General features: G+C 44.5%; 14 protein-coding genes and 1 pseudogene. 11 read left to right on the forward strand and 4 right to left on the reverse strand.

Features of this window, described 5'->3' with window-relative positions; translation table 11 throughout:
• Positions 1 to 131: 131 nt before the first annotated feature.
• Positions 132 to 1,229: pseudogene (locus MTX11_RS07970) on the forward strand (YjgN family protein).
• An 11-nt stretch (positions 1,230 to 1,240) separates the two neighbouring features.
• Positions 1,241 to 2,380, forward strand: a complete 1,140-nt coding sequence (locus MTX11_RS07975; protein WP_243474841.1) for a M48 family metallopeptidase — start codon at positions 1,241 to 1,243, stop codon at positions 2,378 to 2,380.
• A gap of 44 nt (positions 2,381 to 2,424) precedes the next feature.
• On the opposite strand, the gene MTX11_RS07980 is transcribed toward MTX11_RS07975, so the two are convergent.
• Positions 2,425 to 2,703, reverse strand: a complete 279-nt coding sequence (locus MTX11_RS07980) for a DUF2218 domain-containing protein (protein WP_148334310.1) — start codon at positions 2,701 to 2,703, stop codon at positions 2,425 to 2,427.
• A 168-nt stretch (positions 2,704 to 2,871) separates the two neighbouring features.
• Between MTX11_RS07980 and rpe the strand changes: the two genes are divergently transcribed.
• The 4 genes from rpe (at position 2,872) to MTX11_RS08000 (ending at position 5,757) form a co-directional block, all read left to right on the forward strand.
• Complete coding sequence (gene rpe / locus MTX11_RS07985) at positions 2,872 to 3,558, forward strand: ribulose-phosphate 3-epimerase (protein WP_148334309.1); 687 nt, start codon at positions 2,872 to 2,874, stop codon at positions 3,556 to 3,558.
• Positions 3,559 to 4,186: 628 nt separating this feature from the next.
• Positions 4,187 to 4,504 carry a DMT family transporter gene (locus MTX11_RS07990; RefSeq protein WP_243474842.1) on the forward strand — a complete coding sequence of 106 codons (318 nt, stop codon included), beginning with the start codon at positions 4,187 to 4,189 and terminating at the stop codon, positions 4,502 to 4,504.
• Positions 4,505 to 4,577: 73 nt separating this feature from the next.
• Positions 4,578 to 5,060: a methylated-DNA--[protein]-cysteine S-methyltransferase gene (locus MTX11_RS07995; protein WP_004646050.1), complete on the forward strand. Its 483-nt coding sequence runs from the start codon at positions 4,578 to 4,580 to the stop codon at positions 5,058 to 5,060.
• A 34-nt stretch (positions 5,061 to 5,094) separates the two neighbouring features.
• Entirely contained in the window at positions 5,095 to 5,757 is a 663-nt protein-coding gene (locus MTX11_RS08000; protein ID WP_243474843.1) for a nuclease-related domain-containing protein, read from the forward strand.
• A gap of 53 nt (positions 5,758 to 5,810) precedes the next feature.
• Here the strand turns inward: MTX11_RS08000 and MTX11_RS08005 are convergent, their stop codons facing one another.
• From MTX11_RS08005 to paaZ, 3 genes are all read right to left on the reverse strand, one after another.
• Positions 5,811 to 6,746 (reverse strand): tRNA dihydrouridine synthase, encoded by a 936-nt coding sequence (locus MTX11_RS08005; protein WP_243474844.1) that lies wholly within the window; start codon positions 6,744 to 6,746, stop codon positions 5,811 to 5,813.
• 185 nt (positions 6,747 to 6,931) lie between these two features.
• Entirely contained in the window at positions 6,932 to 8,371 is a 1,440-nt protein-coding gene (locus tag MTX11_RS08010) for a spinster family MFS transporter (RefSeq protein ID WP_243474845.1), read from the reverse strand.
• 194 nt (positions 8,372 to 8,565) lie between these two features.
• Positions 8,566 to 10,677 (reverse strand): phenylacetic acid degradation bifunctional protein PaaZ, encoded by a 2,112-nt coding sequence (gene paaZ / locus MTX11_RS08015; protein ID WP_243474846.1) that lies wholly within the window; start codon positions 10,675 to 10,677, stop codon positions 8,566 to 8,568.
• A 263-nt stretch (positions 10,678 to 10,940) separates the two neighbouring features.
• On the opposite strand from paaZ, the gene paaA reads away from it, so the two are divergent.
• The 5 genes from paaA (at position 10,941) to paaE (ending at position 14,643) form a co-directional block, all read left to right on the forward strand.
• Positions 10,941 to 11,885 carry a 1,2-phenylacetyl-CoA epoxidase subunit PaaA gene (paaA, locus tag MTX11_RS08020; RefSeq protein WP_243474847.1) on the forward strand — a complete coding sequence of 315 codons (945 nt, stop codon included), beginning with the start codon at positions 10,941 to 10,943 and terminating at the stop codon, positions 11,883 to 11,885.
• Between the two features lie 31 nt (positions 11,886 to 11,916).
• Positions 11,917 to 12,207: a 1,2-phenylacetyl-CoA epoxidase subunit PaaB gene (paaB, locus tag MTX11_RS08025; RefSeq protein WP_004279183.1), complete on the forward strand. Its 291-nt coding sequence runs from the start codon at positions 11,917 to 11,919 to the stop codon at positions 12,205 to 12,207.
• 17 nt (positions 12,208 to 12,224) lie between these two features.
• Positions 12,225 to 12,980, forward strand: a complete 756-nt coding sequence (paaC, locus tag MTX11_RS08030; RefSeq protein ID WP_243474848.1) for a 1,2-phenylacetyl-CoA epoxidase subunit PaaC — start codon at positions 12,225 to 12,227, stop codon at positions 12,978 to 12,980.
• A 28-nt stretch (positions 12,981 to 13,008) separates the two neighbouring features.
• Entirely contained in the window at positions 13,009 to 13,509 is a 501-nt protein-coding gene (gene paaD / locus MTX11_RS08035; RefSeq protein WP_243474849.1) for a 1,2-phenylacetyl-CoA epoxidase subunit PaaD, read from the forward strand.
• Positions 13,510 to 13,584: 75 nt separating this feature from the next.
• A complete protein-coding gene (gene paaE / locus MTX11_RS08040) occupies positions 13,585 to 14,643 on the forward strand; it encodes a 1,2-phenylacetyl-CoA epoxidase subunit PaaE (protein ID WP_180087426.1) in 1,059 nt (352 codons plus the stop codon).
• The last annotated feature ends 16 nt before the right edge of the window (positions 14,644 to 14,659 follow it).

Raw genomic sequence — 14,659 nt, forward strand, 5'->3', positions numbered from 1 at the left:
AAGAAATTATCAAAGTTCTGTTGCTTTAGCCTGTATATTTTTATGGCTACCTTTATAGGGTTAATTATGAACAGTAAATGTCAACAGACCCTAATATCAGATGTATAAAAGTATAAAAAATTGGGGTCGTCATGCAGCAGACAGCAGACGGTATTCGTGTCAGTGAGCCATTATTTCCAGCTGCTTCAAGTTTTTCGACTGAAGTCACGCCTTCGGTCAGACCGAAATACCAGCGTTATGGATTCAGATTTCATGGCAGTGCATCCGAATATTTTGGTATCTGGATGGTGAATCTGATGCTGATCATAGTGACATTGACCTTGTACAGCCCTTGGGCCAAAGCACGCCGTATGCGTTATTTCTACGGCAATACCCAATTTTTAAAACATCGCTTCGACTTTGTGGCCATGCCGAGCCGGATCCTGCTGGGTCGTCTGTTTGCACTGGAACTGTATCTGGTCACCGTTGTACTGACCAACTATTCAATCCTTGCCACCAGTTCTTTATTGATGGTCGCTGCGCTGTGTTTGCCCTGGCTCATTCGGATGACGCTGAAATTCAAGGCTAGAAATAGCAAATATGGCAATGTGCGTTTTTATTTTAATGGCAGCAACCGCGAGGCTTATAGGGTCTTATTTCTAGCCATCCTGCTCAATATCTTTACTTTGCTGCTGTTTAGTCCGGTGATGATCTAGCTCTATAAACGCTATTGCTTTAATCATTTATCGATTGGTCAGTTGCAATTCAAGCTGAATATTAACTGGTCCAAGTTTATGTCTGCCGTTTATCTGCCCTTGGGTGTTTGCCTGCTGGTTGGTATTGGCTGGCTTGCAGCAGTAGTGTACTGGGTGGACCGGATTGGAACCAATTTGTTTAGTCTGGGTTTACTGCTTAGCTATCTGCTTTGTCTGGCGCTGGTCTGGCCGGTCATTTCTGCACGTTTATACCTCATTACCTGGAATCATGTGGAGCTTGGTCAAAGTTACTTTAAAACACGGGTAACTACCTGGCGTTATAGCTGGATTGTGCTGAGCAACTGGATAGTGCGTGTTCTTAGTCTGGGCTTAATGACGCCTTGGGCTGCCATCCGTTTATATGAATATCAGTTAAAACACTTAGAACTATATGTGGCTGAAGATGAAACCAATCTTGAGCATATCTTGCAACCTGACCCGAGTGCTTTGGCCGATGAAATCCTGGACGTATTTGATTTCGATGCGTCGCTATAGGAGTAAATGTGATGAAACGACCTGTCGAAGTTAAGTTTTATGATGGAATTCTCGCTGAAGCCCGTCGTGCCTGGATTGTACCGGATCAGCAACAAGGGATTGCCTTGAAACTTGATGAGGATGTTCCAGTACAAGTTAGCGCTGCAGATTTTTATTTCGCTTATCCGGACATGGCTTATATTGGGGGTGTCGGTGGTCGTAAACCGATTATTGAGCTGCCTGAAGAACGTCGGATTGAGTTTTTAAGCAAAGCGCCACATTGGCTCGGGATTAAACATAAAGATATTTATCATGCAATCTGGAAGTTTGAACGTTCACCGATCCTGATTTTCTTTTCCATGATCATCGTGATTAGTGCAGTGATTGTGATTTTAAAATGGGGGATTCCTTATAGTGCCAAACATCTGGCAAAATTCCTTCCGGAGCAGACTCTGGTTGAAGTAGGCAACCGGACAGAGCAGCAGTTAATTGCCCAGACCCAACCAAGTACACTACCGGAAGAACAGCAGATGCGATTAAAAACTTTGTATGAACAAAAGATTGCTGTAGGAAAACCTGCAAAAATTATTTTCCGTCAAGGTGGATCAAGCATGGGCATGAATGCCGCAGCCATCCCGAATAACACCATTATTGTGACTGATGAACTGGTGAAAATCAGCGGCACCGATGAGGAAGTCCTCGCAGTACTGGCCCACGAACAAGGCCATCTGGTACAGAAGCACAGCATGCAAAAAGTGATTTCTAATCTGGGTGTGGCGGGACTGTTTGCCTTTGTAACTGGAGATTTAAGTGATGTGGTCACCGCATCTGTAGTGGTCCTGACCGATGCCGGATATTCGCAGGCGATTGAACTGGATGCCGATGACTATGCCATGCAGCATTGGCATCAACAGCAGATTTCCAGTATTCACTTGTCTAATTTTTTGCAGCGGGTGGAAAATGCCAGAATACTGGCAGAGGAATCGCAAACCTTAAAAATGAAAAATTTCACTCTCAATATTGATGGAAAAGACCGGCACCTGACAGAAACCGAACTGAAATGGATTCGCCTGATCGGGAAGTTTAAAAAATATCTGGAATCACATCCCGAACTGGATAAAAGAATTGAGCGTATTCATGCCTTTAATGAACAAGCGAATCATCGTATTTAGTTTCTGATCATTGCTATGCTTTGATTATCAAGGCTTTTTAGTGCTTATCTTTGCCAGTCGGCAGTCAGATTTTCCTGTCCCATACGGATCAGATGATCCAGCACTACATTTTCGAGTTTATTCAGGTCAGTGGAATCAGAATTGCTCTGAATCGTTACGGTTAGATGATCCGCCTCGGGTGTCAGACTCACTTCAGCATTTGGAAAATGAATCAGGAAATTTTGTTCGGTTTCATCAATATTAAATTTATGTTTCCAGTGATTGGCCAGGCGTTTGGCAATTCGTGCTGCTTGTTGCGTCTGGATATGGGCAATACTTTTCATCAGTTTTCTACACTATTCATCATTATCCTGCACTTTAAACCAAGCGGTGATGCCGGCATAAGCCTCAAAGCGTTACACAGCGTTTTAATCTTGCAACATCGAATCACAGTAGCCGGAGCGGATTTGATATAATGGGAAAAATCCAATTTCAACAAGCCAGGTTCTCCCATGTCCAAGCCTTATTTAATTGCCCCTTCTATTTTATCTGCTGACTTTGCCCGTTTAGGTGAAGAAGTCGAGAACGTGTTGGAAGCAGGTGCAGACGTTGTCCATTTTGATGTCATGGATAACCATTATGTGCCGAACCTGACTTTTGGTGCGGGTGTTTGCAAGGCCTTGAAAAATTATGGGATTAAGGCGCCAATTGATGTGCATTTGATGGTTAAGCCGGTAGATCGCATGATCGGAGATTTCCTTGAAGCGGGTGCTGATATCATTACTTTCCATCCGGAAGCGTCTGATCATATTGACCGTTCTTTACAGTTGATCAAATCAGGTGGCGCCAAAGCGGGTCTAGTATTTAACCCAGCAACGCCACTGCATTATCTGGATTATGTACTGGATAAAGTCGATCAAATTCTGCTCATGAGTGTGAACCCGGGCTTTGGTGGACAGAAATTTATTCCAATGACTTTGGATAAATTGCGTCAGGCACGTCAACTGATCGATGCTTCAGGTCGTGATATTCGTCTGGAAGTCGATGGTGGTGTTACACCGAGTAATATTCGTGAAATTGCTGAAGCGGGTGCCGATATGTTTGTGGCGGGTTCAGCTATTTTTGGCAAGCCAGATTATAAAGCTGTGATTGATGAAATGCGTGCAGAGTTAGCCAGAGTAGGACAGATTCAACTCTAATCGCTAAAACATCAGATGCGCATAAATATGTGGATAACTTTATGGATAAGTGTGTAGATATCTATGTTGATAACCATATGGATATGTTGCATAAAATGTAATCATTTGTACCGTGGTTGATTGTGATTTAGACAATATTTGTATAAAAAGAACTCAAATTGGGTTCTTTTTTATTACATATAACCCTTATGTTTAGTGGTTATTTGTTAATCAAGAGTTAATAATTCAACCAAGTAAAAAATGATCAATGTCTCGCATATTTGTGTTTCATTATGTAATTACTCCAGACAAAGTTTAAATTTAATTGATGTGTATAACTTAATATTCTGAGTCCATTCTCATGTAATTGTTGTGGATGAATTGCCCGATTATTAGAACTATTTCTGACTTGGCATTTTCAACATCTACCATAACCAGAATAGCCATGAATGTCGTGAGGATTTGAGTAAGGCAAAGTTAAGTTGTATCTCGATAAGTCATGTTTTGTAAAAATAGCCAGATTACTGCAATGTGGTTTTATAAAATTTTTACACCTAGGAGGAACGACCTCCCTTGTGAATTGCATATCGGAATTTACAGGAAAAATCGTCAGGACGGCCTGATTCTTATATAAAAGGAGGAGGGCTGCATGGCCTGGATCGTACTTATTCTTGCGGGTATTTTTGAAATCGTTTGGGCATATTCGATGAAGCTGTCTGAAGGATTTACCAGACTTACCCCAAGTATTATTACCATTGTCTTCATGGTACTGAGTTTTGCTTTACTGGCTTATGCGATGCGTACTTTGCCGCTAGGTACAGCCTATACGATCTGGACCGGGATTGGTGCAGTGGGTTCATTTCTCATCGGTATTTGGGTTTTGGGTGAACCCGCTACAGCGTTGCGTACGCTGGCTGCCGTACTCATCATTTCCGGTCTGGTGCTGATGAAAGTATCCTCTTCATAATTTGTTTCTGCCTGTCTCGGTGAACTGGGTTAATATAGAAAATGAACTCCAGCGATTGGGACAGGGCGCCATCATGAACTTAAGTTATATCTATATGGATTCTCCCGTAGGTCAGCTACAACTGGTCGCGAATGAAACCGCGCTGGTGGCCGTGCTTTGGGACTGTGAACAGCCGAATCGGGTGAAACTGGCGACTTTGGTTGAAGATCCGCAGCATCCGGTATTGATTGAAACCAGACGTCAGCTTCAGGAATATTTTGCCGGTCAGCGCAATGTTTTTGACCTGCCTTTGGACTTTGCCGGTACCGATTTTCAGAAAAAAGTCTGGCAGGCGCTACTGAATATTCCCTACGGACAAACGCGAAGCTATCGCGACATTGCTGAACAGGTGGGTAATATCAAGGCAGTACGCGCCGTGGGTGCAGCCAATGGCAAAAACCCGATTTCGATTATTGCACCCTGTCATCGGGTGATTGGTCGCAGTGGCAAGCTGGTAGGATTTGCCGGTGGTTTGGATAAAAAAGAAATCCTGTTAAATATTGAGCGAACGCATTAATATTTAAGCACTTAAAATAAATGAAAATTAGAATATGGAACATTCTACCATACAGCTATTAAGTCCACTCTGGTCCAGTTTAGGGTGGATTCTTCTGCTTTTCTTTGGCGTGATGATTTTTAAATTATTCAAGCCATTTTTAAAAGGGAAATTAGGAGAATTTGCGGTTGCTGCCCATGTCAAACTGTATTTAAAAGATCCTCAATATATTCTGCTCAATGATTTGACTCTTCCAGACGGGACAGGTGCGACCACGCAAATTGATCATCTGTTATTAAGTCCTTACGGAATATTTGTGATTGAGACCAAAAACTATAAAGGCTGGATATTTGGAAACGAGCGACAAAAAACCTGGACCCAGAAAATCTATAAACACAGTTATAAATTTCAGAATCCGATTCATCAAAACTATAAGCACATCAAAGTATTGGAGCAGCTACTGGCAGATATTGTGGAACCAGATCTTTTGCATTCTGTGATTGTGTTTATGCCGGATGCCGTGTTTAAAACGCCGATGCCAAATCATGTATTTCGGGGGGCAGGCTGGACCGACTATGTGAAAAGTTTTGATCGGCAGATGATTTCTGAAACGAAATTAAAACGGATACAACTGCGGCTAGAAAAAGAAGTTTTAGAAAAATCCTGGAAAACCAATCGGGAACACGTAGAAAATTTAAAGCAGCGTAAGCAGTCATAAGTTTTTTACGGACTCATAAAAAAGCCTTTGAATGATTCAAAGGCTTTCTGGTTTTAAATATTTGAAGCTTTCAGTTTTTCGGTAATCTCGGCCAGAACTTTAATCCGTTTTACTTCATCCCATAATGCTTTGGCTTCAGGATAGTGTTTCGACATCATGCCCAGCCACTGTTTGTAGCGGCCAACCATGCCGATTTCGGTTTTGGCTGGTCCGTTAATAAAACGAATTTGCAGTTGCAGCAGTTCATTCCAGTTCAGCAGAGGTGCATCAGAATTTTGACGAATACATTGAGTCAGGTCGGGTGTGGTTACTGCACCACGGCCAATCATCAGGTCTTCGCAACCAGATTCCAGACGGCACTGTTTGGCATCTGCATTGTTCCAGATTTCACCATTGGCGATTACATTGATCTTGAGTGCTTCACGAATCGGTTGTAGCTGGTCCCAAAATGCGGGCGGGGTATAGCCATCGGCTTTGGTGCGTGCATGAACGGTAACCCATGCTGCTCCTGCATCTTGAATGGCATGGGCATTTTCCAGCATGAAATTACGGTCCATATAACCCAGACGCATTTTGGCGGAAACCGGAATATGCGCAGGCACTGCACCACGCACGGCTTTAACCAGCTCATGCACGACTTCGGGTTCATCGAGCAGGACTGAACCACCACGATGACGGTTCACGGTTTTGGCCGGACAGCCAAAATTCATGTCAATTGCCGGTGCGCCCATGGCTGCCACTTTGGCGGCATTCGCTGCCAGCATCTCCGGATTATTTCCCAGAAACTGCACATGTACCGGTGTGCCTGCGGCTGTCTTGCCATCATTCAACAGTTCTGGACAATACGTGTGATAAATATGATCGGGCAGAATGGAGTCGGTGACCCGGATAAACTCGGTCACGCACCAGTCAAAGCTACCTACGGATGTCAGCACATCACGCATAATCGGATCGGTTAAGCCTTCCATGGGAGCAAGCACAAGTTTCAACGGTGCACACCTGTAAATTTAAAACGGTGTTATACGTTTTTTTAGGCAGCCTGTCTAGGCTGGATGGGAATTGAAATCTGAGAACCTGAAAATTGAATTTTTTGGGCTGATATAAAAAGGCCCTTAATGTGGATTAAAGGCCTTTAAAAGTGAAGATTAAGAAGATTTATCGGTATCCAGCCATTTTAATCAGCCAGTTTCTCGACTTTCATACTCTCACGATAATACTGACAGCCCTTGTACAACAGGAAGCAGCCAATCAATCCTGCAATCGCATTGACGATCGAGATCGAGTTACCGACCATTAAGGTATTCTGGAAATATTTATCCGTGATTAACGCCACAGCGGTGGTTCCGACGCCTAAGGCAATCAGGTTTGAAACCAGCAGAAACTTGGCAGATACCTGTGCGCGTAGCTGATTCGGTGTCAGCATTTGCGTGGCAGCAGCCGATGCAGGAATCGGGAAAGTGGAGAAGAACATCGCCACAAAAATCAGCGCAAATGAAAGCTGCATATTATCGACCTGAGTAAACAGGACACTCGGAATAATCAGCGCTGCACAGCCAATCGCACCGGTACGAATTGCAGCATCGCTATAGCCACGTTTCGAGAAGAAGTCGATCAGCCAGCCACAGAACAAGGCACCCGAAGTATTCGCGACTAGAATAATCGTACCGAGGATATAACCGGTTTGACTCGCATCCAGACCGAAATTACGCATGTAATAGGCAGGTGCCCAGCCCAGCAGCGAATACAACATCATGGTATAAAAAGAAAAACCAATAAAATGACAGAAGAAGGTCTTTTTATGTGTCTTGATAAAACCGATCGAGTTTTTAAAAGAGGCTTTAATGACCTGACCATCCTGACCGACTTTCATGCCCTTACGTGCAGGTTCACGCACCGTCAGTACCATGAGCAGTGCCAGCAATACGCCCGGTAGACCCACAATCATAAAGGTGAGTTGCCAGGTTTTCACTTCACCAATAAGCGGTAAAGCCACGAAGCTGACATCTTTTAGCAAGCCAATCACATAGCCGCCAATCAGGAAAGCTAAACCCGAACCAATAAAGGCACCAATCGCATATACCCCGAGTGCACGGCCTAATTTATCTTTCGGAAATAAGTCGGCAACGATTGAATAAAAGGCAGGGGAAAGCGCAGCTTCACCGGCACCCACACTCAAACGTGCAATAAACATTTGAATAAAGTTTTTACTGAGACCACAGGCCGCTGTAGCGAGGCTCCAGAATGCAATCCCGGTCGCAATAATTTTAATCCGGGACTTTTGATCCGCCAGCGCGGCAATGGGCAGACCCATAATGGCATAAAACAAGGAGAAGGCTAGACCCTGTAACAGGCTGAACTGGGTATCGCTTAGCATTAAATCGGCTTTAATCGGTTCAATCATTAAGGATAAAATTTGACGGTCTACAAATGACAGAATGTAAGCCACCATACAAATGACCACCACATACCATTGATAGGTGCTGCTTTCCGGTGGTGGTTCAATCTGTTCAGACAGCGGCACGGCCGTTTCTGTCGGTGTAGGCTCAAAACTTTGATTGGGCGGTTGAATCGTCCTTTCAACCATGTCTATGTCTAGCGATTTATCATTCATCATGCAACATCCTGTGCTGATCGTTTGAGATATTTATTTGATACTTTTAATTTATATATTATTTTTATTTTGTATCGCGTTTGATCAATCTAAAGTTTAATTGGATTGACGTCAATCTGTTTTTTAAGAATAGATACAAATAATATTTTAATCAAAAAAAAAGGAATCATAATGATTCCTTTTTTGAGTTTAAATGTTTAGCCACGCTCAACCAGGGTCAAAATATCATAGGTTGCGACCAGTTCATTGCGCTGATTTTTGACTTTAATATCCCAGACCACCACACCATGTGGTTTCTGTGCCGGATCGCGCAGTGCTTTTGGAGTTTTCTGCTTACAGGTCAGTTCTACCTGAATGGTATCGCCAATTTTCACCGGCTCTACAAAGCGCAAGTTGTCCATGCCATAGTTGGCAATGACCGGGCCTGGAGCAGCCTCGACGAATAAACCGGCCGCGGCAGATACCACAAAGTAACCATGGGCCACGCGCTCACCAAACAGTGATTCTGCCGCAGCAATTTTGTCCATATGCGCATAAAAGTGATCACCGCTCAGGCAGCCGAAATTCACCAGATCGGCTTCGGTCACGCTACGTCGTGCAGTCAATAAACGCTCGCCGATACGCAATTCATCAAATGACTTTTTGAAAGGATGCACGCGGTCTTCAAAGACCTGAGCACCAGCCGTCCAGCTATGACCGACTTGGGTCATGGCATTCGGGGAACCTTGAATCGCAGTCCGTTGCATATAATGTTTCACTGCACGCAAGCCACCGAGTTCTTCACCACCACCAGCACGTCCCGGTCCGCCATGCACCAGCAAAGGTAATGGAGAGCCATGTCCGGTACTTTCTTTGGCACTTTCAGCATCCAGAATATGGACACGACCATGCCATGGCGCAATTTTGCTGAGCAGTTGTTCAATATTTTCATCAGTATTGCGTACGATGGATGCTACCAGACTACCTTCGCCACGTGCCACCAGGTCAGCCAGCTGAGCCAGGTCAGTATATGGCATTAAAGTGACTACAGGTCCAAAGGCTTCAATTTTATGAATATTTTCTGCCTGAGCCGGTGCTTTGCAGACCAAGACTGTTGGTGGATAACATGCAGACTTCTCCGTATTTTGTACTTGAATCTTAAAGTCCTGACGCAAGTGACTACCGAATATAATCTCTGCATCTTGACTCAGCTGTTCAACTTTTGCCGCGACATCATGTTTCTGTTTGACGCTGGCCAAAGCACCCATTGTCACGCCTTCCTGAGCCGGATCACCGACAACCACTTTTTTCAGTTTTTCAATCAGACGGTCTTGTACTGTATCCAGCAGCTCGGCTGGAACAAAGGCACGACGAATGGCGGTGCATTTTTGTCCGGCTTTAGTGGTCATTTCACGGAAAACTTCACGAACAAATAAATCAATCGTTTCATCATTGGCCTGCGCCGTCAAAATCGCACTATTGACCGAATCTGCTTCCATAGTGAATGGAATCGAGTAGGCATTTAAGTGTGGATGCGAACGCAGTTTTTGCCCGGTTGATGCAGAACCGGTAAAGGTGACCGTATCCTGAGGATTTAAATAATCAAACAAATCATAAACCTGTCCGCAAATGAGCTGCAATGAACCTTCTGGCAAGAAACCGCTTTCATGAATGGCTTTGACCACGGCATGGGTCAGCTCGGCACCTTCGGTCGCCGGTTTGACAATACAGGGTACGCCTGCCAACAGTGTAGGTGCGATTTTCTCCAGCATGCCCCAGATTGGAAAGTTAAAGGCATTGATATGCACGGCAACACCGGCTTTCGGCGTCAGAATATGTTTCGCGCCAAAGCTACCTTGCTTAGAAAGAGGAATCCAGGCATCTTCGACCCATGCTGTTTCATCACTCAGTTCACGACGCACCAAACTCGAATAGGCATATAAGGTCCCAATCCCGCCTTCAATATCAATCCAGGCATCTTTACGGGTACAGCCGGTTGCCTTGGCAAGTTCATAAAAGTCTTCTTTGCGTTCCATCAAATGCTGAGCCACTTGCTTCAATGCATTGGCACGTTGATGGAAGGTCCATGTGGCAATAGTCGCGCCTTTTTGTTTGGCATACTTCACCACGGCTTGGGTATCGATGCCCTGACTGCCGACCTGATAAACCGCCTCACCGCTAATAGCATGATAAACCGTACGTAAATCGGCTTGCGCTGTGTATTCCTGGCCGTACACCAGTGAAGCTAAGCTTTTGATGACCATAGGATTATGAGTTGATTCAGTATCTTGATAATCCATTGTGCTTGAGCTGCTGTCTAACTCTAACATTGTAAAAACTCCATTTATGATACGTTTTGATAAGTATTTTTAATTTTGATGTTTCATAATTTGTGTTGAAAAATTGAAAATGTCAATCATAAATCTGTGTTTAAAAATGAGTAACAATAAAATAAAAAATATTAAATTATATAAAACATATATTTATAAAAAATAAAGGATAAAAATCAAATGATACAAATAAATAGATATTGATTTTAATTGCGTATCGTTTTAATTTGGGCGTATCAACACTTGGGATAAGTGAGGGAACAATGAATAACCAACAACAAATCTTCGATCAAAAGATTGAAAAGGATATTTCCATAGAGCCGAAGGACTGGATGCCGGATGCTTATCGTAAAACCTTGATTCGTCAGATCGGTCAGCATGCACACTCTGAAGTGGTGGGGATGTTGCCGGAAGGTAACTGGATTACCCGTGCACCGACTTTAAAACGTAAAGCCGTGCTGATGGCAAAAGTTCAGGATGAAGCCGGTCATGCTTTGTATCTGTACAGTGCTGCAGAAACCCTGGGTGCCGATCGTGACGACATGATGGATAAACTGATTGCCGGTCGCATGAAATATTCATCCATTTTTAACTATCCAACCCTGAGCTGGGCCGATGTTGCAGCGATTGGCTGGCTGGTGGATGGTGCAGCTATTGTCAATCAGGTTGCGCTGTGCCGTACGTCTTACGGTCCTTATGCCCGTGCCATGGTGCGCGTTTGTAAGGAAGAGAGTTTTCATCAGCGTCAGGGCTTTGAAGCCATGATGGAATTGGCCAATGGTACGCCGGAACAAAAGCAGATGGCACAGGATGCGGTGAACCGTTTCTGGTGGCCGGCACTGATGATGTTTGGTCCAAGTGATGATAATTCACCGAATAGTGCACAAAGCATGCAGTGGAAAATTAAATTATTCAGCAACGATGATTTACGTCAGAAATTTGTCGATAACACTGTATCGCAAGTCTTGCAGCTGGGTTTAACCGTTCCCGATCCAGACCTTAAATTCAATGAAGCAACCGGACATTATGAATTTGGTGAAATCAATTGGGATGAGTTCTTTGCGATTCTTGCAGGCAAGGGACCGTGTAACCATGAGCGTATTGAAGCACGCCGCAAAGCTTGGGAAGGCGGTAAGTGGGTACGTGATTCAGCAGCAATCTATGCGCAAAAACAGCAGCAACAGTCAGCAGCACAAAAAGTTGCTTAAAACAGTTTGATCAATATAGGGAATTTTGCTCATGAATAACAAAAACAACTGGTCACTTTATGAAGTGTTTGTGCGTAGTAAACAGGGTCTGAGTCACCGTCATGTTGGCAGCCTGCGTGCGCCAGATGAGGAGGTCGCACTACAAAATGCCCGCGATGTGTATACCCGCCGCAATGAAGGGATCAGTATCTGGGTGGTGAAATCTGAATTGATTACCTCTTCCCAGCCAGATGAAAAAGCAGAATTTTTTGAACCGGCTTTGGACAAGGTCTATCGCCATCCAACCTTTTATAACATTCCAGCTGGCATCGAGCACATGTAAAGGGAAAGGTGAAGATTATGACAAATCAAGTATTGACAGAATTTCTTTTACATGTGGGCGACAGTCAACTGGTGTTGTCGCATCGTTTGGCAGAATGGTGTGGCCATGCCCCTGAACTGGAATTAGATATTGCCTTGGCCAATATCGGACTGGATTTATTGGGTCAGGCACGTACTGCCCTCAGTCTGGCAGGTGAAGTGGAAGGACAGGGCCGTGATGAAGACAAGCTGGCTTATTTCCGCACCGAACGTGACTATCGTAATTTACTGCTGTGTGAACAGCCGAATGGTGACTTTGCCCAGACTCTGGTGCGTCAGTGGTTGATGGATCACTATCATGCTTTATTGTTTAGTGCCTTAAGTCAAAGTCAGCATCCGGAGTTGGCTGCCTTTGCAGTAAAGTCACTCAAAGAAGTGAAATATCACCAGCGTTTTTCCACCACCTGGATGGAGCGTTTAAGTTTGGGTACCGCAGAAGCGCATGAAAAAACCCAGCAAGGTTTAAACCAGTTATGGCGTTTTACTGAGGAACTTTTTGTATTGACGGCCGCTGAAAAACAGCTGGTCAATAGTGGTGTCCTTCCAGATATTGAAAATTTAAAAGTCCAGTGGCTAGAAACAATTACAGCCGAATTAGCCCGATTTGAATTAAGCCTGCCAGAGCTGGGTGCTTATCGTAGTGGAGCTAAACAGGGTTTACATACAGAACATCTCGGTTTTATTTTGGCTGAACTGCAATATATGCAGCGCTCTTATCCAAACATGAACTGGTAATTCGGCACAATCACAGGGAGTGAGTCGCATGAATCTGATTCGACACGTAGAAGATCAATGTTGGGACGTTTTGCAACAGGTTTCTGATCCAGAGATTCCAGTATTGTCAGTGATTGATCTGGGCATGATTCGTGGCGTCGAGCTGAATCAGCAGGATGAAATTGTGGTGCGACTCACGCCGACCTACAGCGGCTGTCCGGCCACGGATGTATTAAAAGCAGAAATTACCCAGACTTTCGAGGCCAACGGTTTGACGCCGGTCAAAGTCATTGTCGATCTGTCTCAAGCCTGGACCACGGACTGGATGAGTGAATCGGGCAAACACAAATTACAGCAATATGGTATTGCCCCGCCGCAAGGCCAGTCACATAGCTGTGGTACGCATGTGGCATTGACCGATGGCATCACCTGTCCACAGTGCTTAAGTAACAACAGCAAATTATTAAGTGAATTCGGTTCGACCGCCTGTAAAGCTTTATATCAATGTCGGGACTGCTTAGAAACTTTTGACTATTTCAAATGTATTTGATTGTAACGATTGCGCGGTGGGCAGGGTAAACCAATAACAAGCCTGAACACCGCCACCTAAAAGAAGGATTTTGCCATGAGCCAATTTATACCATTAACCATTAAATCGATTCAGCCACAAACCGAGCAAGCGATCTGCATTGCCTTTGATCTCGCGCCTGAGCAGTTGGATACTTTTCAATATCAGCCGGGTCAGCACCTCACCATTCGTCATTTAACCGATGACGGCGAGCTGCGCCGTTGCTATTCGATTTGTAGTGATACTCAGGAAGACATGAGCATTGCGATTAAAAAAATTGATCAGGGTCAGTTTTCAACCTGGGCCAATGCGCATCTCAAAGCGGGCGATGTACTAGAAGTCATGCCACCGCAAGGGGTGTTCTTTCAGAAAGCCGCCAAGGCTGGTGGCCAGAATTATCTAGGATTTGCAGCAGGCAGTGGCATTACGCCAATTTTATCGATTGTAAAGTCGGTGTTGAACCGTCAAGCGGAAGCAACATTCACTCTGGTATATGGCAACCGTTCCTGGAAACAGACCATGTTCTCTGAACAGATCATGGACTTGAAAGACCGTTTTAAAGAGCGTCTGCAACTGGTAAATATTTTTTCACGTGAATTGAATGACAGTGACATTTTTAATGGCCGGATCGATGCGGACAAATTACAGCAGCTGTTTCAAGCTAATCTGATTTCTGCCGAAGCAGATCACTGTTTCGCTTGCGGTCCGGAAGAAATGATGACAGCAGTCGAAACGGTATTACCGACTTGGGGCATTCAACGCAGCAAGATTCATACGGAACGCTTCAATACCGGTACTGCACCGAAAGCAACCGCACAGCAGATGGAAAGCCGTAGCGAAGAACGCGTCAATATTATCCTCGATGGTCGCGAGCTGATTGTTGAAGTCTCCAAACAGGATGACAGTATTTTAGATGCTGCGCTACGTGCCGGAGCCGACCTGCCATATGCCTGTAAGGGCGGTGTGTGTGCCACCTGTAAATGTAAGGTGTTAGAGGGACAGGTTGAAATGGCGGTGAATTACAGTCTGGAAGAAGATGAAATTCAGAAAGGCTATGTGCTCAGTTGTCAGGCACGTCCAACCACGGCCAATGTCCGACTCAGTTTTGATGAATAACAGCTGAATTTACAGC

Origin of the sequence: Acinetobacter lwoffii (assembly GCF_022809915.1) — a bacterium.
In the GTDB taxonomy this organism is placed as follows: Bacteria; Pseudomonadota; Gammaproteobacteria; order Pseudomonadales; family Moraxellaceae; genus Acinetobacter; species Acinetobacter lwoffii_M.